12 protein-coding genes and 1 CRISPR repeat array are annotated in these 20,456 nt (G+C 47.1%); of the genes, 4 read left to right on the plus strand and 8 right to left on the minus strand.

What is annotated here, in order from left to right:
• Window positions 1-275 precede the first annotated feature (275 nt).
• From QUB04_RS28840 to pdhA, 8 genes are all read right to left on the minus strand, one after another.
• Window positions 276-2,468, minus strand: a complete 2,193-nt coding sequence (locus QUB04_RS28840; RefSeq protein ID WP_333289817.1) for a diguanylate cyclase domain-containing protein — start codon at window positions 2,466-2,468, stop codon at window positions 276-278.
• The gene (locus tag QUB04_RS28845) at window positions 2,465-3,073 is read right to left on the minus strand and encodes a chemotaxis protein CheC (RefSeq protein WP_333109043.1); all 609 of its coding nucleotides are present in this window, start codon (window positions 3,071-3,073) and stop codon (window positions 2,465-2,467) included. The genes QUB04_RS28840 and QUB04_RS28845 overlap by 4 nt, the downstream gene beginning before the upstream one ends.
• Window positions 3,070-3,447 carry a response regulator gene (locus QUB04_RS28850; RefSeq protein ID WP_333164983.1) on the minus strand — a complete coding sequence of 126 codons (378 nt, stop codon included), beginning with the start codon at window positions 3,445-3,447 and terminating at the stop codon, window positions 3,070-3,072. The genes QUB04_RS28845 and QUB04_RS28850 overlap by 4 nt, the downstream gene beginning before the upstream one ends.
• Before the next feature lie 237 nt (window positions 3,448-3,684).
• On the minus strand, window positions 3,685-4,215 hold the full coding sequence (locus QUB04_RS28855; RefSeq protein ID WP_333289819.1) for a tetratricopeptide repeat protein: 531 nt from the start codon (window positions 4,213-4,215) through the stop codon (window positions 3,685-3,687).
• A gap of 272 nt (window positions 4,216-4,487) precedes the next feature.
• Window positions 4,488-4,844, minus strand: a complete 357-nt coding sequence (gene rplT / locus QUB04_RS28860; protein WP_006634165.1) for a 50S ribosomal protein L20 — start codon at window positions 4,842-4,844, stop codon at window positions 4,488-4,490.
• Window positions 4,845-4,863: 19 nt separating this feature from the next.
• Entirely contained in the window at window positions 4,864-5,061 is a 198-nt protein-coding gene (gene rpmI / locus QUB04_RS28865) for a 50S ribosomal protein L35 (protein ID WP_006634164.1), read from the minus strand.
• A gap of 616 nt (window positions 5,062-5,677) precedes the next feature.
• Window positions 5,678-6,130, minus strand: coding sequence for a retroviral-like aspartic protease family protein (locus QUB04_RS28870; protein ID WP_333289821.1), 453 nt, complete (start codon window positions 6,128-6,130; stop codon window positions 5,678-5,680).
• Between the two features lie 384 nt (window positions 6,131-6,514).
• A complete protein-coding gene (pdhA, locus tag QUB04_RS28875; RefSeq protein ID WP_333147130.1) occupies window positions 6,515-7,552 on the minus strand; it encodes a pyruvate dehydrogenase (acetyl-transferring) E1 component subunit alpha in 1,038 nt (345 codons plus the stop codon).
• 446 nt (window positions 7,553-7,998) lie between these two features.
• Here pdhA and QUB04_RS28880 point away from each other — a divergent pair, with 446 nt between their 5' ends.
• The 4 genes from QUB04_RS28880 to QUB04_RS28895 all read left to right on the plus strand — a co-directional run bounded on the left by QUB04_RS28880 (window position 7,999) and on the right by QUB04_RS28895 (window position 20,115).
• Entirely contained in the window at window positions 7,999-10,317 is a 2,319-nt protein-coding gene (locus tag QUB04_RS28880) for an IMS domain-containing protein (RefSeq protein ID WP_333147128.1), read from the plus strand.
• A 263-nt stretch (window positions 10,318-10,580) separates the two neighbouring features.
• The gene (locus QUB04_RS28885) at window positions 10,581-11,783 is read left to right on the plus strand and encodes a glycosyltransferase family 4 protein (RefSeq protein WP_333289823.1); all 1,203 of its coding nucleotides are present in this window, start codon (window positions 10,581-10,583) and stop codon (window positions 11,781-11,783) included.
• An 83-nt stretch (window positions 11,784-11,866) separates the two neighbouring features.
• A CRISPR array of direct repeats spans window positions 11,867-17,323; the repeat unit is 37 nt; unit sequence GTTTCAATCCCTGATAGGGTTTTAGGTTTTTTCCGGC.
• A 1,046-nt stretch (window positions 17,324-18,369) separates the two neighbouring features.
• Entirely contained in the window at window positions 18,370-19,116 is a 747-nt protein-coding gene (locus QUB04_RS28890) for a dienelactone hydrolase family protein (RefSeq protein ID WP_333145835.1), read from the plus strand.
• 99 nt (window positions 19,117-19,215) lie between these two features.
• Window positions 19,216-20,115 carry a S1 RNA-binding domain-containing protein gene (locus QUB04_RS28895; RefSeq protein WP_333081864.1) on the plus strand — a complete coding sequence of 300 codons (900 nt, stop codon included), beginning with the start codon at window positions 19,216-19,218 and terminating at the stop codon, window positions 20,113-20,115.
• Window positions 20,116-20,456 lie beyond the last annotated feature (341 nt).

The following is a 20,456-nucleotide window of genomic DNA, read 5'->3' on the forward strand; positions in this document are numbered from 1 at the left end:
AACCCGCAAGGGAACAACTAGGAAATCTAAGAAGTGATTCTTAGAAGCTCCGTACCTTCAGGTCGGAGTGATGTCACTGATTGGGTTCAACGATTTAATTGATCCAATAAATCAATTCCAACCCTTTTATTTTTATATATGAGCTGGCTTATTTCTTACTTCTTTAATCCGCAGAGTGACAGAAGAGGGATATCAGGGTTTGGCTCACGGGCTTACAGTGGCATTTTTTTTGTGGAGTGCTATAAATACTCAGAATTCACAAATATGGCAATTTGTCAAGCGCTTGTGGGAGATGGTAAATTAGTGTTTGGGAGAGAAAAATCTACAGGAAGTATCGAAGTGCCTGTGCCATTCGCCTTGCCAGCAGGATCGGGCTGGTAAAGTTGGATACGATCGCGCCCAAGTCGTTTAGCTTGATACAGGGCTTGGTCGGCTGCGGCAATCAGAATTTCGGCTCCCGATTCAGATCCAGGAACAATACTCGCTACGCCCAGGCTGAGAGTGACGTACTCGCTCACCTGAGAACCAGCGTGCGGAAGCTGCAAAGCTGCGATTGTGAGCTGTATGTGTTCGGCTACGATCACTGCGCCTTGAATCGAGGTATTTGGCAAAATAACGGCAAATTCTTCGCCTCCGTAGCGAGCTACTAAATCGGCGGGGCGATTGACTGCATTGGCGATCGCCCCGGCGACTTGTCGCAAACATTCATCCCCGCCTTGATGCCCGTAAGTATCGTTGTAACTTTTAAAAGAATCAATATCGCAGAGAATCAGGGACATGGGCGTTTGTTCCCGCGCTTGTCTACGCCACTCCATTTCTAAATACTGATCGAACCGCCGGCGGTTTGCTAGCTGCGTGAGTGCGTCCGAAGTAGCCAAGCGCTCTAACTTGAGGTTGGCTGCTTGCAACTGCTGGTAGAGTTCTGCTTGCTTGATGGCGATCGCCAACTGGGTGGCCAGAGAAGACAGCAACTCTACTTCCAACTGCATCCACTGCCGGGGACTGCACTGGTGGGCCATCAGCAGCCCCCACAACTCATCTCCTTGCACTAAAGGCACAACCAAATAAGCTCTCACCGCGAATTGTGCGAGCAAGTCAATTTGATATTGCGGCAAATCCGCTGCCAAAACATCGGCGATCGGTCGGATCGCCCGATGTTGGTACGCTTCGAGATAGAACTGGTCAAAACAGAATTTTTCCAGGGTTTCTCCCAACATCGGCTTGCAGTTGGCAGCTACGGATTCCACTGTTACCGCCCCCGTCGCCGGGGTGGCGCAGACACTGCCCGTACAGGGGTTGAAGCGGACGATCATCACTCGATCAGCCTGAAGGAACTGACGCACTTCTGTCACTGTCGTGCTGAGCACTTCACCCAAATCCAGAGACTGGCGGATATGCTGAGTAATCGTCGCCATCAGCAGTTCTCGTTCGTTCTGCTGCCGCAGCGCCTCTTGTGCCCGTTTGTACTCGGTGATATCTTGAGCGGTGCCGAAAATTTGTTTGGGGCAGCCGTCGGCTGTGCGGGCGAAAACTTGGTCGCGGCAGCGAAACCAGCGCCATTCGCCCGATCGATGTTTGAGCCGATACTCCAACTCCAAAATATGCCCGTCTTGAGTCGAGGGAAATTTTTTCTGGTGGGCTTTGAGCCTCGGCAAATCTTCTGGGTACACCAAACTGGAGTACAAAGCAGTTTGCATCTGTAAAATTTCTTGGGGAGTGTAGCCCAGCAATTTAGAAGCTTGACCGTTGACGTAGACGTTGCGCTGTTCGGTCAAATCGTAGATGTAGAGCAAATAAGGCGCCGCGTCAGCAATTTGCTGGATGAAATGCTGGCTCGATCGCAATTCTTCCTCCACCCGCTGACGCACTTGCACTTCTTCCACAGCTTGATCCCGCATTGTGCGGTAAGCTTGGATGCGATGGGTGAGGTCGGTCACGTCTTGAATCACCAGCAGCGCGTAGAACGATGGGGCATTGACCCCCGGCCATATTGATGACGAAGCTGAGGGTGGAGATTCCCTAGACAAAAAAGCACTTCTTGATGATCGGGAGCCGACAGTACCGTCTGGTTCCAACTCAAGAGTATGGAGAATCCAGTCTCTAATCTCCTGTTCTTCAATGCCAGCCTCCAGTGCCGGCACAGCAGTCACAGTAGTTTGCTGAATTCGCTGCTGGCCGTCTTGCCAAGTTGCCGGAATCAGGTGTTTGTGAATTTGAGAAGAAAAAATTGTTGGCGGGCCTCCTGCAAAGATTTGCTTGAAGCGAGTGGCGTACTTTAACTGACTCAGGTGAGGAAAATGGGTTGTGATCTTTGTTCCCAATATTTGGCTGCGGGGAATTTTAGTCCACTCTTCCAGACAAGTGTTCCAAAACAGCACCACAAAATCATCTTGCAGCAAGCAGGCGCCGACTGGTACGCTGTCGAGAACCCCAAACTTTTCCTTAATACTTTTGCTCTCCTCAATCATAGACCCCCGGCAAGTTGATTGATAGCAGTCAACAAGGTGTCAAAGGAATTAACATTGAAAATAAGAATGATATCTCCTTCAATGTGAAGCCTTTCAATCATGAAACTGGTCTGGGCTAATAAAACAACTGTATCAGTAGCTAAACCGCCAGATATCAGCAAACTAGCAATCGTCCCTTCACTATAAGTGGGAATTGAATAGTTCAGGCGCTGCTGAAGTACGTTGCTGATTGCACCCATGACCCCATTAATTACAATATTTCCCACTTCACTTAGCGTACCAATTTTGACTGAATCGAGATCCTGAGTTCCAGCTTCTTCCCCTGTAAGCATTGTCACCAGCAGGGCAGCGCTGTTTGTGGGAAAGACTAGCTGGGCAATGCCTCCAAAGGAGCCTGTGAATTTGAGCTGGACAGCGGCGATTTGCTCGCCGTTGAGGTGTTGCTCTAACTCTTCTTCCACGTCGATGGGAGTCAGGATTTGAAGGTAGGGGATTTGCAAGCGAATCGGGGAGTCGATCATGTCGTTCAAAACCCCTGCGGCTTGACCGATCCCGATGTTGACGAGTTCCTGCAAAGCATCGAGCTGTCGAGTGCTTAATTTCATTGTGTGCTCTCCTCGCTGACACTAAGAGCTTTTTTGATCCACCCGATTAGTTCGTCTGAGTTGGGCATTTTGTGAATGACTGCCAGGGCTCCGAGTTCCATGCACTCGGAGCGGGTGCTTGCTTGGATGTCTGCGGTAATTACGATCACTGGAATTTTATATCCTCGATCGCGCATGGCTTGCAGGACTTCCCTACCTTCCATTTCCGGCATCAGCAGGTCTAATAGCATACAGTTTGGGGTTTTAGTGCCGAGCAGTTCTAGAGCTTCTGGGCCGCTGGATGCTTCCCAAGTCTCGTATCCTTCTGCTCGCAGGATTTTGCAGATTACCCTGCGAGTCAACCACGAATCTTCGACAACGAGAATTGATGTCACTACGTTCTCCTCCTTCTATTGTTTAGGACTGACCGGCGTTGCAGGTACTGCTTTTATTTTGACAGTAATTTAAAGTGCTGGGACGGTGTGTGATCGAGCTTCACTTGGAATTCCTGTTCTTAAAAACTAACGCATTAATGTGTTGGATAGTTTAGTATCTTGGACTATGTTAAGAAAAAACCCGGTTTCTGAATGAAACCAGGTTTGCGGGATCTCTATTGCTCCTAACAGGGGCGCTCAATTATAGATTACCAAACGTTTCCGAAGAGACTCTACTCGCTGTTTGGCCGTGGTATTGTCTGGCTCGCAGGCGAGAGCTTGTTCGTACATTTCCAAGGCTTGAGCGGTTAATTTCTTGCGCTCGTAGGCGTGACCCAGATTATTGAGAGATGTAACGTATTCTGGCTGCAACTTCAGAGCTTCTTTGTACTGGCGGATCGCGATGTCGTACTGTTCTTGGCCGAAGTGTGCAAAACCGAGGGCGTTGTATATAACAGCTTGATTTTCTTCGCCTTCTAAGTCTTTGGCTTTCAGGGCTTTTTGAAACAGTACGATCGCCTGGGAGTAAAGCTTCTTATCTAGATAGATACTTCCTAATTCGTAGTATTCCTGTGCTGTTCCTTTTTCTACTGTCAGCTTATTTTCTAAGCGTTCCAGAGACATTTCCAGCTTCCGAGTTTTGAGAATCTGGCGCACCACAAACCAGGAACTGCTGCCGAGTATAGCGAGCAGGACTGTCAGGTAAACAATGAGCAAATTACTATCCATGTTTTTCTTAAATTTAGGTATGTCTGTGGAAGGTTTTATTTATTTTAAGGCGCTAGCAATCTCTGAGATTTGCCTCTGTAACTGTATAAAAAACAAGGAAATAGCGATCGACCGGCCCGATCGCGATTTCTGAAAAAGCAAAAATCCAGAAGTAAGAACAAAGAAGGAAAGTTAGTCTCAACCTCCTAAATTCATCAGGAGTTTTCCTTCTCTGGCAGACAGTTAAATCTTTCTTACTTCTGCTTTGTGCATTCTGAAAATCCAGCTAAATTTCAGGCTCCGGCTCGATTAGCCATTTCCACCACTTTACCGAATGTTGCCGGGTCAATGATCGCCATTTGTGCCAGCATTTTGCGGTTGATTTCGATGTTGGCTTTTTTCATGTTGCCGATCAGTCTGCTGTAGCTCGTGCCGTGCTGGCGCGATGCGGCATTGATCCGAGCAATCCACAGGCGGCGGAAATCACGTTTGCGTTTTTTGCGATCGCGATAACCGTTACGCAGGGCCTGCATCACCCGTTGGTTAGCTGTGCGGAACTGTTTCGACTGTGCGCCTCGGAAACCCTTGGCTAATTTGAGAATTTTTTTGCGGCGCGCTCTGGCGACATTACCGCGTTTTACCCGTGTCATCTTTAATTTCCGTTAAACTTTACAAGTATGGAAGCATTAACCGCACGTTAGCATCGTTGGTTTCGTCGATGACGACCAGCTTAGATAGACGGCTTTTGCGAGCTGAACTTTTGTGCTGTAGCAAGTGGCTTTTGTAAGCTTTACGGCGCACAATTTTACCGCTGCCGGTCGCTCTAAAGCGCTTTGCGGCTGCTTTGCGAGTTTTGAGTTTTGGCATGAACTGGTGTTATTTGGACACAAGCTTATACCGTATCACGTTTGTGCTACTTTCTGCAAGGGAGATTTGCGGGTTGGGGGTGGCGCTGCATTTGCTGCGATATACAGGATGGGCGATCGGGTAATCTTGCGGTAGTTTGCGGGAGTTGACACCTGGTATAAAATGTTATATAGCCTGTCTCAGTAACATGAGGTTCTCATAGGGCATAGGCCTCCGTGGGCATAGGGCATAGGTATAGGACAAAGCCCCCATACCTCACAACGCTTGAGAACCGCTATACCGCAGTTGCGGTATCATTAAGCGTTCATGAAAATCAATATCAAAAAAATTTAATTCCACAGGTTCCGGCGAGCCGAGCCTTACCTTTTTCTGTCGATTTATTTCGCAATAATTAAACCCTAAGTTTCTTGACGGACTTTGCAGCCACATATTCAAGTTTTGAGTTTAATCATTACCAACTACCATCAGCTATCCAACAATTTAATACGAATTTAATAACTGAATTATATATTTATATAACACGATATATTTTAGCTATTTAATTAATTAATACTAAGAAAGGTTCAAGGCGGTTGAAACCCCATAAATCAAGGAGGTATTTAAGCGGGATGGAGTATTAAACTCTCAATACAGGTCTTTCGGGATTTTCGGGATTGGGAACTAGACGCTGATTTTTGCAATCTACTAGCAAATCTAAAGTTTCTAACACAGTTTGACCGATTAGCACCATATCGCCTAAAACCATTGCCGCCTCAATTGTCTCGCGCCCTTCTATTTCAATGATAACAGGCCCTGTTAATCCCACTGTTTCTTGTCTGCCATCGGCATATTTTGCTATTTCTTGACTCCGAATTCTTAAGCCGAGGTGTTCGCAGACTTCTACAGGAATAGCTGTGCGTACTGCACCAGTATCTATCAGTGCTTCTGCTTCGTACACGCGCAACAGATTTGGATTGAGCAATCCTCTCTTGACTAACTCTTCATCAATGGCATTCGTTAGCTTGACTTTGGCTCGAACTGCACCCATATTTTTGCTGGCTTGAGTTAGATCGCGATCGAGATTTATCATATCGCCTCTTTTCGTCTAGACAGTCTACCTTTGATTCTAGTCGTAATTGATGGTTGTAAGGTTCGCACTGCACACCCTACAAGTAAAGTTTGTACGTAAGTCTTATATCATTTCCGGTTACACCGTAATTATGTTGACGGTTGACGGTTGACTGTTGACGCCGTGAACAGTGAACAGTGAACAGTGAACAGTGAACAGTGAACAGTGAACTCGGATTTACTATTCCGATGCTAACGGATTTGATATTACAGCGTATTTCTGGTTTAGGAAGTGCAGTAGGGACAAAGGCTTTCGCCGTGTCCCTACGGGGATATATCACTCTTGTGGGGAGTAGGGGTTGGGCATCCTGCCCGCCCTAAACATACAAGTTAAATGCACAACAGCTTACTCATCTTCTGCATAGATAAACCGATACAATTCGCTAGGATCTGGCTCGGCACTTTTCTCAGCAAAATCCACTGCATCGTCAATTACTGCTTGAATTTTATTATCGATCTCTTTCAATTCTTCAGCAGTCGCCAAAGTTCGATCGATCAACTCAGCAGCCAACTTCTTAATCGGATCGCGGGGGAACCAATATTCCTTCTCTTCCTTAGAACGCAACTCATCAGGATCGGCCAAAGAATGGCCGCGAAAGCGATAAGTCAAAGCCTCAATCAAAGTCGGCCCCTCGCCGGCTCGCGCCCGCGCCACAGCTTCCTTCGCCACTTCCCGCACCGCCAAAACATCCATCCCATCAACCTCAAAACCAGCCATGCCAAAAGCATGAGCCTTCTTGTAAATCAGCGGGTCAGAAGTAGCTCGCTCGTGGGCCATCCCGATCGCCCATTTGTTGTTTTCCACAACATAAATAATCGGCAACTTCCACAAAGCCGCCATGTTCAAACACTCAAAAAACTGCCCGTTATTTGCAGCACCATCGCCAAAAAAACAAGCAGTCACGCCATCGGAACTCTCATCCCCCAAAGCTTCGCGGCGGTACTTCGATTGAAAAGCCGCCCCCGTAGCTACAGGAATCCCCTCAGCCACAAAAGCATAACCTCCCAACAGTCGGTGTTCCGCCGAAAACATGTGCATCGAACCGCCGCGGCCTTTCGAGCAACCAGTTTCCTTCCCGAACAACTCCGCCATTACCTCCCGCGCCGGGACGCCCGCGCTCAAAGCGTGAACGTGATCGCGGTAGGTGCTGCTGACGTAATCAGTGTCATCCCGGCGCATCGATCGAATCACGCCAGTAGACACAGCTTCCTGACCGTTGTACAAGTGGACAAAACCAAACATTTTGCCCCGGTAGTACATCTCAGCACACTTGTCCTCAAAATAGCGCCCCAAGACCATATCCTCGTAGAGCATCAAGCCCTCATCCCGAGAAATGGTTACGCTTTGCGCGTCAAAAACTGGTAAAGTCCGTTCCTGAACCATAAATAATTAATACCCGACGATCGGCTTCCTAGACATCTAAATTTAAACCGAGATGGGACACAACCGCAGCAGAAAACGATCGCACCTTTGCTGTGCAGCACTTCACCAATTGTTAAAATGAGTTTGGCCATCGGGGCGGATTGCCCGGACTCGGAGAACCAACTCCCATCCAAACCCCATGCCAACCAATGATATAATTCCATTACTCTCAAACCCGAAAATGCTCAAGAGTCAAACAACTCATTTAGCTCAGGGGCAGTGGGGCTTTCCATTTTCCTCACTGTAAAACGCTGTAGAGGGAAAAAAATCAGAGGATCTCTACGGTAACTCCAACATACCGTGAATTAGGTGGTTGGAAGCCAACACCAGAATTTTTGATTTGGTTTGCGGGAGTATCTCACTTAAGATAGGCTAATTCAGTTGCTAGCGCTTTGGGGAAGTGGACAGTGTTAATTCCACTAGATTACTACCGGATTTTGGGTCTACCGATTCAAGCTACTGCCGAACAGTTGCAGCAGGCTCACCGCGATCGAACTTTACAGCTTCCGCGCAGGGAGTATTCCGAAGTTGCGATCGTCGCCCGCAAACAACTGCTCGATGAAGCCTGCGCCGTTCTGTCAGACTCAGAGGGGCGCAAAGCTTACGATGCCAGTTTTTTAGCCAAAACTTACGATCGAGAGTCGGAAGCCGCACAGGAAGCCAAGCACCAGAGGTCAAAAACCTCAGCAGGCCCGGCCACCTTCCTGCAAGACGCAGGAGAAACCGCTCCGGCAGAGTCCAAGGCTTTAGAGGCTGCTCCCGACCCCCACACTCCAAGTATTGAAATCGATGACAACCAATTCGTAGGAGCCCTGCTCATACTGCAAGAACTGGGAGAATACGAACTCGTACAGAAGCTGGGTCGCCCGTATCTTAACAATGGCAGCATCGCGATCGCAGAAGGTCGTTTCGGCGACCCTCAGCTCGTGAGGCCAGATATAGTTTTAACCGTCAGCCTTGCCTGTCTAGAACTCGGCCGCGAACAGTGGCAGCAAGGTCAGTACGAAAATGCCGCAAAATCATTAGAAGCAGGTCAAGAATTGCTGCTGCGCGAAAGCCTATTTGCAAGCGTGAGGGGTGAAATGCAAGCCGACATATACAAACTCCGTCCGTACAACATTTTAGAGCTATTATCGCTTCCCGAAGAAAAAGTCGCCGAGCGTCGCAAGGGACTGGAAATCCTGCGAGAAATGCTTCAAGAACGAGGCGGTATCGACGGTTCGGGAGACGATCGATCCGGTTTAGGAATAGAAGACTTCCTCCGGTTCGTGCAGCAAATGCGTAAACACCTAACCAGCAGCGAGCAGCAGGCGCTATTTGAAGCCGAAGCCGGCCGCCCCTCCGCAGTCGCCACTTACCTCTCGGTCTACACCCTGTTAGCCCAAGGATTTGCCGCCAGACAGCCATCGATGATCCGTCGCGCCAAGCTGATGCTGATGCAGCTCGGTCGCCGCCAAGACGTTCACCTGGAAAAAGCCGTCTGTTCCCTGCTGCTGGGCCAAACAGAAGAAGCCAGCAGAGCCCTCGAACTGAGTTCGGAAAAAGAACCCCTGGCCTTCATTCGCGAACATTCCCAAGATTCACCCGACTTGTTGCCCGGATTGTGCTTGTACGCCGAACATTGGCTACAAGAAGAAGTGTTTCCCCACTTCCGCGACTTGGCCAACGAGTCAGTGTCCTTGAAAGACTACTTTGCTGACCCGAAAGTACAAGCTTACCTAGAAGCTTTGCCACAGGACGCAGAAACCGCCAACGAATGGGTCGTCGTGCAGCCCCGCGCCGGCAAGCAGCCAGGGCGACTGCAACCGACAGCAGGCCGATCGCCCGCTGCCATACCGGCACAGCCACCCACAGCCAAGCAGGGAGCCAGTACAGTCACCTTGACCCCCGTACCGGGCGACGCTTCCACCGCAGCTTCGGGCGCGAAATCCCAGGCAACGGTGGCCGCGCCTAGCGCTGTTGCCCCCGTGTCTATCCCGATAGCGACAGTGCCACACCCAGCAGAATCGACTTCCAAACATCGCAGACGCCAACATTCAGGGCGAAGCGGAGCAACCGGCAAAGGGCTAAAGGGCGATTTTGCCGATCGAGCGCGCACCAAGGCAGCAGAAATTACCGCCCAAGTCAAGTCCATGCCTCCAAACAGGCTGGCTTTGTTTCTAGTCGCAGGTGTCGTGAGCCTGTTACTTTTGTGGTTAATACTCAGTCTCTTGGCTAGCGCGATGCAAGCCCTATCGGGCCCCCTCCAAGGAGAGCAAGCCCTCGTCCGCCTGGAAGAACCGCCGCTGGAAATCCCTGCCGTGGCCGCGGCCCCAGAGCCGAGCGCTGCAGGCGCAGTGTCGGGAGAAATCAATGAGGTAGCAGCAAAAGACTTAGTTCAAGGCTGGCTATCGGCGAAAGCAGCGGCTTTGGGCCCCAATCACGCTGTCGAAGAATTAAGGCGAGTTCTCACAGAACCGGCTTTGTCTCGCTGGCAATTGATGGCAGAAGCTCAACAGCGTAACAACGCGCACCAGCGTTATGTACACAAGCTGCAAGTTAATGGAGTTACCACAAATCCGACTAATCCCGATCGCGCCCAAGTAGAAGCACAAGTCTCGGAAAAAGCCGAAGTGTTCGATCGTTCTCAACTCGTTTCTTCGCGCAATGAAAACCTGCGGGTGCGCTACGACTTGATCCGTCAAGAGGGACAATGGCGGATTATGGATTGGCAAGTGATTAAGTAAGGAATTGTTCAGTTGACAGTTGACAGTTGACAGTTGACAGTTGACAGTTGACAGTTGACAGTTGACCTGGGATACCGACATCTACCTGGAAGGAAGAGGATTGGAGTAATGAACAGTCTTCTTTTAATTTCTCCTGATCGGGGTTCTGGCTGTAAACCTCTTCTTTCTGGTAATTGGTAATTGGTAATTTTTGCTAGCTAATTACTAATTACCAGTTGCTGATTATTAGGTGAATTTTTAATTCCAAAAGCGGGAGTTTTGAATTGCAGATTATTGTTGAAGGCTGGCGTTTTATTTATCATTCCTATTGCGTAGCCAATCAATTTCAACTGCTGGAAATGCTCGCTCGCCCGCGAGGACAAATTGAGCTTTTCCACCGCGATATGCCCTACATTGACCCAGCTTGGGAGACGAAAATTAGTTTATTCGATCGCCCAAATGAAACATTACTTCGCAGCATTAAGAGCCCTGGGGTAAATCAGTCAGCGGATGTTACCCTGCGAATGTACTGCCCGTGGGACTTCTCGGCATCCAGCAGCGCTCAAACTTGGGTATTTGCAGCCACAGAATGGGGGATTGTTACGAGTTCAGTATTACAGGCGATGGGTGTTAAGTCGATCGCCCAAACTCCGGTTAACTCAGAAACGAAAATTATTACACCGTCGGCGTGGTCAAAAGCCGGCTTAATTCGCAGCGGAGTTGAGGCCGATCGCATTGCCGTTGTACCTTTGGGAGTCGATCCTCAGATTTATTATCCTGCTGCGGGCGATCGGCGTCAATCACTGCGCCAAAGCTTGGGCTGGTCAAACTATTTTATATTTTTAAACATCGGAGGACAAACCGATCGCAAAGGTATTCGCCCTTTATTAAAAGCCTTCGCTGCGGTAGTTGACAAATATCCCGATGCGAGATTAGTTTTAAAAGGTTCTGAACTGCTTTATCCGTCGAGAGACGAGATTGCCCAAGCCTGCCGAGTTGTGCTCAACGATGCGGAAAGAGCGAGGGTTTTACCAAGATTAATTTATACTGGTAGCCAGCTATCTTTTGCTCAAATAGCTGAGTTTTACCAAGCAGCAGATGTTTATGTTTCTCCCTATTTGGCAGAAGGTTTTAATCTGCCGGTGTTGGAAGCTGCAGCTTGCGGTTTGCCGGTTATTTGCACGGCGGGCGGCCCTACAGATGATTTTACGCGATCGGACTTTGCACTGCGGATTGAAAGTAAATTTATGAGTGTGGTAAGTGACGGGGAAACCTTATTTATATTAGCTCCTGAGTGGGAACATTTGACTGATTTGATGCAAAGGGCGATCGAACAGCCTGGATTGGCTGCGAAAGCGAGGGTTGCGGGCCCGGCTTTTGTGGCTGAAAATTTTACTTGGAGGCGCGTAGTCGATCGATTGCTTGAGGTTATGGGAGGAGATAGAAAGAGAGAGGAGAGGTCTATTTTTGAGCCAATAATTTTGTAGTTTGGGTCTTTCAAGCCCTAGATGGGGAAATAGGTTTTTTCCGGCTCTGGCAAAAGCGCAACCAGTTTCGCTTTTGCTTCTATGTTTCAATCCCTGATAGGGTTTTAGGTTTTTTCCGGCGCTTGATTTTTTAGTTCACTTGCCATAGTATAAAAGGTTTCAATCCCTGATAGGGTTTTAGGTTTTTTCCGGCTACGAGAGTGTGGCGAGAGTGTAGGAAGTGCTGGGTTTCAATCCCTGATAGGGTTTTAGGTTTTTTCCGGCAAAAGTAGTATTAAAAGTAGTATGCTTTAGGGGTTGTTTCAATCCCTGATAGGGTTTTAGGTTGTTTTCGGCCGTCTGCACTCATCGCCTATCCTGGCTCTACACCAATGTTTCAATCCCTGATAGGGTTTTAGGTTGTTTTCGGCCAGATTGGCAGGAAGATTCGCTCGGAAGATACAAGTTTCAATCCCTGATAGGGTTTTAGGTTGTTTTCGGCTTCAATATTCTCGCAACAATCTTGAAGGGATTTGGCGTTTCAATCCCTGATAGGGTTTTAGGTTGTTTTCGGCGTACACTTGCCATTCAAGCGCTAACTAGCTTGACCCATAGTTTCAATCCCTGATAGGGTTTTAGGTTGTTTTCGGCTTTGGATAGCCGCGTTCCTGTCAGAGTTGCCTGATTGTTTCAATCCCTGATAGGGTTTTAGGTTTTTTCCGGCGAAAAAGCCCAGAGGGAACGCGCCCCGGAGAAGGGAAGGAGTTTCAATCCCTGATAGGGTTTTAGGTTTTTTCCGGCGATTTTGATGGCCCGTCGGCGTGGGCTTTTCTTGTTTCAATCCCTGATAGGGTTTTAGGTTTTTTCCGGCTCAATCACCGCCGAAACCCCTGGGAGCTAGCAGCGCCCAATGTTTCAATCCCTGATAGGGTTTTAGGTTTTTTCCGGCTCGAGCAAACCAAGCGCGGTGGAGTTTGTTCAACGTTTCAATCCCTGATAGGGTTTTAGGTTTTTTCCGGCATGCAGCCGAGTAACTGGAAATGGTACGGCACATGGATTATTGTTTCAATCCCTGATAGGGTTTTAGGTTTTTTCCGGCACTCACTTTGGCAGTAAGTTTCAAAGGTGCGATGTTTCAATCCCTGATAGGGTTTTAGGTTTTTTCCGGCTAAATTGGTGCGAAAATCTCGCAGCATTAAATTGTTTCAATCCCTGATAGGGTTTTAGGTTTTTTCCGGCGGAGTGGTCTGAGATGTTCCGGCAACCAGTAGGGGTTTCAATCCCTGATAGGGTTTTAGGTTTTTTCCGGCTTAACCTGCGAACGAGACACAGATGACATCTTTCTGTTTCAATCCCTGATAGGGTTTTAGGTTTTTTCCGGCGGCTCGAAAATTGCCCCGTGTCATTCATCCACGAGTTTCAATCCCTGATAGGGTTTTAGGTTTTTTCCGGCATTCTTTTTAATAAAATCCTGTTGCCGACTCATGAGTTTCAATCCCTGATAGGGTTTTAGGTTTTTTCCGGCGATTTTTGTAATTGGTGGGTAAAGTTTCAGCAATACAAGTTTCAATCCCTGATAGGGTTTTAGGTTTTTTCCGGCCCGAGGCGATCGGGCTGCGGTGGAAAAATATCAAGTTTCAATCCCTGATAGGGTTTTAGGTTTTTTCCGGCCCTAACTGTCCTACCTGTGAGAGTGAATCGAGAAAGGTTTCAATCCCTGATAGGGTTTTAGGTTTTTTCCGGCCGACCGCCAGTGCATCCCTACTAACCTACCCCGCCGTTTCAATCCCTGATAGGGTTTTAGGTTTTTTCCGGCGGAGCCGATCAGCATGAAGCAAGAACAAAAGTTTTGTTTCAATCCCTGATAGGGTTTTAGGTTTTTTCCGGCGCTCGTTAAGGTCGGATAGGCGGGCAAGTGGCTGTTTCAATCCCTGATAGGGTTTTAGGTTTTTTCCGGCTTTTAGATCAGCGCTACCAATGAGAGCGCCAACGTTTCAATCCCTGATAGGGTTTTAGGTTTTTTCCGGCACTATGCGGGTTTGCGTGTTTCTGAGTTGTGCGCTTTGGTTTCAATCCCTGATAGGGTTTTAGGTTTTTTCCGGCGCGTCAAGCGATACCAACTGAATCTCCGGGTAAGTTTCAATCCCTGATAGGGTTTTAGGTTTTTTCCGACCGGGAAAGGCTTTCAGAACTACACCGGAGACTGGATAGTTTCAATCCCTGATAGGGTTTTAGGTTTTTTCCGGCGATGAAATTATCCAGGCACTTCGGTTAAAACTCAGGTTTCAATCCCTGATAGGGTTTTAGGTTTTTTCCGGCCTTTGAAAAAAAACAGCAGTCTGTTTTAGAAGTTTCAATCCCTGATAGGGTTTTAGGTTTTTTCCGGCCCGGCAGCCTGGGGCGGGTATGCTGATTTTGGCCGCTGCGTTTCAATCCCTGATAGGGTTTTAGGTTTTTTCCGGCATTATAGCTTGTAGTTGAGAGATAGAATACCTCTCATGTTTCAATCCCTGATAGGGTTTTAGGTTTTTTCCGGCGATTCATTATTAATCAATAAACCTCTTACAAAGGTTTCAATCCCTGATAGGGTTTTAGGTTTTTTCCGGCGGGGATTCCCCCATCATTTATTAACTAAAATTCAGTTTCAATCCCTGATAGGGTTTTAGGTTTTTTCCGGCATACAATAAAAACTTTTTTCCTAACAAGAATTCGTTTCAATCCCTGATAGGGTTTTAGGTTTTTTCCGGCGGTAGATAATCTCCACAATGATATGGAATTGATGTTTCAATCCCTGATAGGGTTTTAGGTTTTTTCCGGCGCGTGTTTGGGCTGAATCCAAAGCGCAGACTTACGTTTCAATCCCTGATAGGGTTTTAGGTTTTTTCCGGCTTGAAACATCGAGAATTTCAGTTCTTGCTTGCAATTGGTGGTGTTTCAATCCCTGATAGGGTTTTAGGTTTTTTCCGGCGAAAGCCGCCTTTAGCTCCAAGTAACAGTTTTGATTTGTTTCAATCCCTGATAGGGTTTTAGGTTTTTTCCGGCCCAATTTGCAGTTTTCGTAGTTGCCGAGGGATTTGTTTCAATCCCTGATAGGGTTTTAGGTTTTTTCCGGCGCTCAGCAACTTGAAAGAGAAAAGAAAATTGATAAGTTTCAATCCCTGATAGGGTTTTAGGTTTTTTCCGGCGATAGCAGCCTGAGTTAGGCTAGTGCCCCAAAAGTTTCAATCCCTGATAGGGTTTTAGGTTTTTTCCGGCTCAATTTTATCAAGAGAATTAGAGCGAGCAGAAATGTTTCAATCCCTGATAGGGTTTTAGGTTTTTTCCGGCAGGAGCAGAAACAGAAGATTTTTCAAGCAGTAAATTTGTTTCAATCCCTGATAGGGTTTTAGGTTTTTTCCGGCTTTATCGAGCGCTCAAGCGCCTCGAAAGCTTACCACGTTTCAATCCCTGATAGGGTTTTAGGTTTTTTCCGGCGAAACACCGCCACCTAATTGTGGAGGATTACTGGAGTTTCAATCCCTGATAGGGTTTTAGGTTTTTTCCGGCTTTGGCGTACCTCAGTATTATGTGACTTTGATGTCATTAGTTTCAATCCCTGATAGGGTTTTAGGTTTTTTCCGGCTTTACGATAGTATTACTAACAAAGTTTCGGGCGCGTTTCAATCCCTGATAGGGTTTTAGGTTTTTTCCGGCATATAGAGAATCGCCCGGTAGCTGCAATGCGTCCGTTTCAATCCCTGATAGGGTTTTAGGTTTTTTCCGGCTCTTCAATTGAAGGTAAAACTTCCTCATATACCCAGTTTCAATCCCTGATAGGGTTTTAGGTTTTTTCCGGCACTACCGTAGCAGCTATCCACTTGCCCCAGCGGTTGTTTCAATCCCTGATAGGGTTTTAGGTTTTTTCCGGCTGTACTTCTTATGTAACTTACCAGCCATCTTTCTGTGTTTCAATCCCTGATAGGGTTTTAGGTTTTTTCCGGCGCATACCTTCCCAGTTATTTTTCATTATGCTGCTTCAGTTTCAATCCCTGATAGGGTTTTAGGTTTTTTCCGGCCGAGTTTCTTCTGAAATTACATTGGAGGGTATTAAGTTTCAATCCCTGATAGGGTTTTAGGTTTTTTCCGGCCTTTCCACCATATCAGCCGGAGCTGGCAATGGTGTTTCAATCCCTGATAGGGTTTTAGGTTTTTTCCGGCCTCGTGCCATTCCCTGCGAATTTCCTCGGCGCAGTTTCAATCCCTGATAGGGTTTTAGGTTTTTTCCGGCTTGATTGCAGTTCCCGTACTTCTTTTTCCAGCATGTTTCAATCCCTGATAGGGTTTTAGGTTTTTTCCGGCATTCTCTTTCCGTGTCGTCCTTAATAATGAAAGCTTGTTTCAATCCCTGATAGGGTTTTAGGTTTTTTCCGGCTTAACGAAAGTGATAAAGCCAAAATGGGAGGATTTCTGGGTTTCAATCCCTGATAGGGTTTTAGGTTTTTTCCGGCGCAATTCTCGAATTGCTCTGAGTACGTCGGGGAGTTTCAATCCCTGATAGGGTTTTAGGTTTTTTCCGGCGCGGGTCGGTGTATCAGCACCGGAGGCCCCAGGGTTTCAATCCCTGATAGGGTTTTAGGTTTTTTCCGGCGAATTGCGGCCAGAACTGCAAGTCTTTGATACACCAGGTTTCAATCCCTGATAGGGTTTTAGGTTTTTTCCGGCCGACTTCTTGTGCTGAAATCAGGTTCAATTCCTGCGTTTCAATCCCTGATAGGGTTTTAGGTTTTTTCCGGCGGGTTTTGTTCCGTCCGGGCGTGGGAGTTGGTGGTTTCAATCCCTGATAGGGTTTTAGGTTTTTTCCGGCCGTTTTGATTAGGTCAAATTCGGATTGTAATGAATTTGTTTCAATCCCTGATAGGGTTTTAGGTTTTTTCCGGCGGATTGAAAAATGGATGAAGATGCGCCTATTCGTGGCGTTTCAATCCCTGATAGGGTTTTAGGTTTTTTCCGGCAGTACCTGCTTAGTAAGCCTCCACGCCTTCCTAGTTTCAATCCCTGATAGGGTTTTAGGTTTTTTCCGGCTTACAATCACTACGAGTACAAAGAGTCGTAAGAGTTTCAATCCCTGATAGGGTTTTAGGTTTTTTCCGGCGTCGGAGTGCTAATTAATGGCAATCCCACAGACGTTTCAATCCCTGATAGGGTTTTAGGTTTTTTCCGGCTTAGTTATTAGTCATTGAGGCGATCGCACTTATGGTTTCAATCCCTGATAGGGTTTTAGGTTTTTTCCGGCGTCTTCTCCTGTCCGAGGAAGTAGCATCTTTGTGGTTTCAATCCCTGATAGGGTTTTAGGTTTTTTCCGGCTCAGCGACAGCCTCAATAACTTCAGGCTTAGGTTGTTTCAATCCCTGATAGGGTTTTAGGTTTTTTCCGGCCAACGAAGTGATCGAGCCAAAGCTTTTAGATTTCGCGTTTCAATCCCTGATAGGGTTTTAGGTTTTTTCCGGCCCTTGTAGTGTTTAATTTTTAGCTTGAGTTTCTCAATGTTTCAATCCCTGATAGGGTTTTAGGTTTTTTCCGGCCGCCCGTTCCAGAAGCCTTGGTGTATTTGGTTTTCAACGTGCAGTTGCGTCCATCTAAAATAAAAGTACCATTCCAGCCTTCGGCTTGTCAATACCCGATTTTCCATATTCCCTCCAAAACCTTATCCTGTAAAGCTTTCAGACTTTGCGTCTATCTTGTTTTCACACTAGGGGCATCAAACTCTTGCTACACATGAGTTTGAGCCGAAAAATTTGATACTCCGATTTTCACACCTACCCATAGACGCAAACTCAGCAAAAAATATTCTGCGATCAAGGGCTCTACGCCACCAATACCTTCGATCTTACCCTGACAGCAAGCGCACAGCGGAAAAAACCAAATACTGTCTTCCTTGGGTTAGATGACTTTCTTCGGCGTGGCGATCGTAACTTAGACTTGAGTCCTAACCGGAATCAATCTCCTCAACTGGTTGCATGACTTTGTTCGGCGGGGCGATCGTAACTTAGACTTGAGTCCTAGCCGGAATCAATCTCCTCAACTGGTTGGATGACTTTGTTCGGCGTGGCGATCGTAACTTAGACTTGAGTCCTAGCCGGAATCAATCTCCTCAACTGGTTGGATGACTTTGTTCGGCGGGGCGATCGTAACTTAGACTTGAGTCCTAGCCGGAATCAATCTCCTCAAACGATTCCGCCAACCAGAAAGCAAAGCGATTAAAAAACAACTCCGATATATCAAAAAAAATTAGCTCATATTCAACAGCTAACGACTTAGACACTTATCTCTAATTTCTAACGAAAAAGCCATATAAAAGCTGCCAAGTCGTAGACTTATCAAAATCTATGCTTTAGAAAATCACAGACCACAACTTATCTTTTACCGAAATTGAATCCCAATTAATTGCTAGGAGTGATTTGCCACAACTTATTCAGCGAAACCTAAACCTTCAACAATAAGCGAATTTTACCTGCCATATTTGCGGTATTTGTGCTTCGCGGTTCCGAAAAATGTTATTGGCAAATTGCATACAAAATCCCCAAATTAACTTAAAATCAGTAGAGTGGCATTTACCTTAAAACAACCTATGACAAAAGCCGAAATTAGCACCAAAAACATCACAGTTCCTAACGGGGATTTGCAAATAGCTGCATACCTAGCCCAGCCAACCTCCCCAGGGCAATTTCCCGCAGTTATCGTGATTCAAGAAATCTTTGGCGTCAACTCGCACATCCGGGAAGTTACTGAAAGAATAGCAAAAGAAGGATATGTGGCGATCGCCCCAGCCATTTACCAGCGTCAAGCCCCCGGCTTTGAAACCGGCTACACACCCGAAGCTATCCAAATCGGCAGAGAATACAAAGAAAAAACCACCGCTTCCGAACTTCTGGGCGATATCCAAGCCACCATCGAGTACCTCAAAACTCTACCCTCAGTCAAACCAGAAGGTTTTGGCTGCATCGGTTTCTGCTTTGGAGGGCACGTCGCCTACCTTGCCGCTACTTTGCACGAAATCAAGGCTACAGCGTCGTTCTACGGCGCCGGTATCGCCACCCAAACCCCCGGCGGCGGCACCCCCACGATCGCCCGCACAGCAGACATTAAAGGCACTCTCTACGCCTTTTTTGGCACTCAAGACCCCAGCATTCCCTTAGAACAAGTTGACCAAATCGCCGCAGAATTGCAAAAACACAGTATTTCTCACCAAATTTTCCGCTACAATGCCGATCACGGCTTCTTCTGCGACCACCGCGGCAGTTACGACGCTACGGCAGCAGCCGACTCGTGGATGCAGGTGAAGCAGCTATTTCATCAGCAACTTCAACCAGCCTAGAGAGTGGGAGATGGGGAGATAGGGAGATGGGGAGAGTGGGAAAATTTTTTCTACTGACGACTGCCAACTAAATTACTGACAACTGACAACTAAACTGACATGAATTCCAAATCTACAGGTTCTCAAAGCGCAAAAGCATCCTTTTCAATGGATGATTTTGCTAAAGCCCTCGAACAGCACAATTATGAGTTCCAGAAGGGACAAGTAGTGCGCGGCAAAGTGTTCGAGTACGACTCAAACGGCGCGTATGTTGATATCGGCGGCAAGTCTTCGGCTTTTTTGCCGATCGAAGAGGCTGCTTTGAGAACAGTAACGGATTTGTCGGAAGTGGTTCCGCTGGACGAGGAACGGGACTTTTTGATTATCCGCGAACAAGATGCAGATGGCCAAGTTACTTTGTCTCTGCGGCAGTTACAAATTCAGCAAGCTTGGGAAGATTTAGTTGAATTGCAGGAAACCGGTAAAGTTCTTCAGGTGCGGGTTTCTGGGGCAAATAAGGGCGGCGTGACTGTAGATGTTCAGGGAATGCGCGGCTTTATTCCCCGATCGCACTTAGTCGATCGCGATAACCTAGAATCGCTGATCGGTCAATCTTTGAGCGTTAATTTTTTGGAGGTCGATCGCGAACGAGAAAAACTCGTACTTTCCCAGCGGATGGCCACTCAATCCAATGCTTTCAAGGACTTGCAAATTGGTCAGTTGGTGGAAGGAAAAGTCAGCAGCATCAAGCCTTTTGGCGTGTTTGTGGACTTGGAAGGAGTTAGCGGTTTGCTGCACATCAAGCAAGTTAGCCAAAAATATATTGATAACCTTGGAAAGGTGTTTGCTCCCGGTCAACCCCTGAAAGCGATCGTGGTTGACCTCGATGAAAGTCGTGGCCGAATTTCACTTTCTACTCGGGTACTAGAAAATTACCCAGGGGAAATGGTGGATAAAATGGCGGATGTTATGGATACCGCAGAAGAGCGATCGGAACGTGCTAGAAAGACTCTTTCTTAAGTCTTGATCTAATTACAACCCCGACTTATTAAAGAAGTCGAGGTTGTAAGCTTTTGTGCATTTAAATTGTATGTTGAGGGCGGGGAAGATGCCCAACCCCTACTCCCCAGAAGAAGGAAAATTTATTTTACCATGCAATTTAAATGCGTATTAGCTTAAGAGTGCGATCGTTTTACGTTTAATTAAGGAATGAGAATTAAATAACTTCCACTCTTGAAAGTGGGACGGGCGGGACGCCCATCCCACAATAACAATTAAAATTGTAAGTTATTTAATTCGCGCTCCTAAGTTGATTTACTTATTTTGCATTTTATATCAACTTCTTATACCAGTTTCCAAAA

Source organism: Microcoleus sp. D2_18a_B4, from assembly GCF_036702475.1.
Classification (GTDB): Bacteria; Cyanobacteriota; Cyanobacteriia; order Cyanobacteriales; family Microcoleaceae; genus Microcoleus.

Bases quoted from the DNA above. Each gene is read 5' to 3' on its own strand.
- pdhA (WP_333147130.1), bottom strand. From the start codon at position 7,552: ATGGTTCAGGAACGGACTTTACCAGTTTTTGACGCGCAAAGCGTAACC.
- rpmI (WP_006634164.1), bottom strand. From the start codon at position 5,061: ATGCCAAAACTCAAAACTCGCAAAGCAGCCGCAAAGCGCTTTAGAGCG.
- QUB04_RS28855 (WP_333289819.1), bottom strand. From the start codon at position 4,215: ATGGATAGTAATTTGCTCATTGTTTACCTGACAGTCCTGCTCGCTATA.
- QUB04_RS28840 (WP_333289817.1), bottom strand. From the start codon at position 2,468: ATGATTGAGGAGAGCAAAAGTATTAAGGAAAAGTTTGGGGTTCTCGAC.
- QUB04_RS28870 (WP_333289821.1), bottom strand. From the start codon at position 6,130: ATGATAAATCTCGATCGCGATCTAACTCAAGCCAGCAAAAATATGGGT.
- QUB04_RS28890 (WP_333145835.1), top strand. From the start codon at position 18,370: ATGACAAAAGCCGAAATTAGCACCAAAAACATCACAGTTCCTAACGGG.
- rplT (WP_006634165.1), bottom strand. From the start codon at position 4,844: ATGACACGGGTAAAACGCGGTAATGTCGCCAGAGCGCGCCGCAAAAAA.
- QUB04_RS28895 (WP_333081864.1), top strand. From the start codon at position 19,216: ATGAATTCCAAATCTACAGGTTCTCAAAGCGCAAAAGCATCCTTTTCA.
- QUB04_RS28845 (WP_333109043.1), bottom strand. From the start codon at position 3,073: ATGAAATTAAGCACTCGACAGCTCGATGCTTTGCAGGAACTCGTCAAC.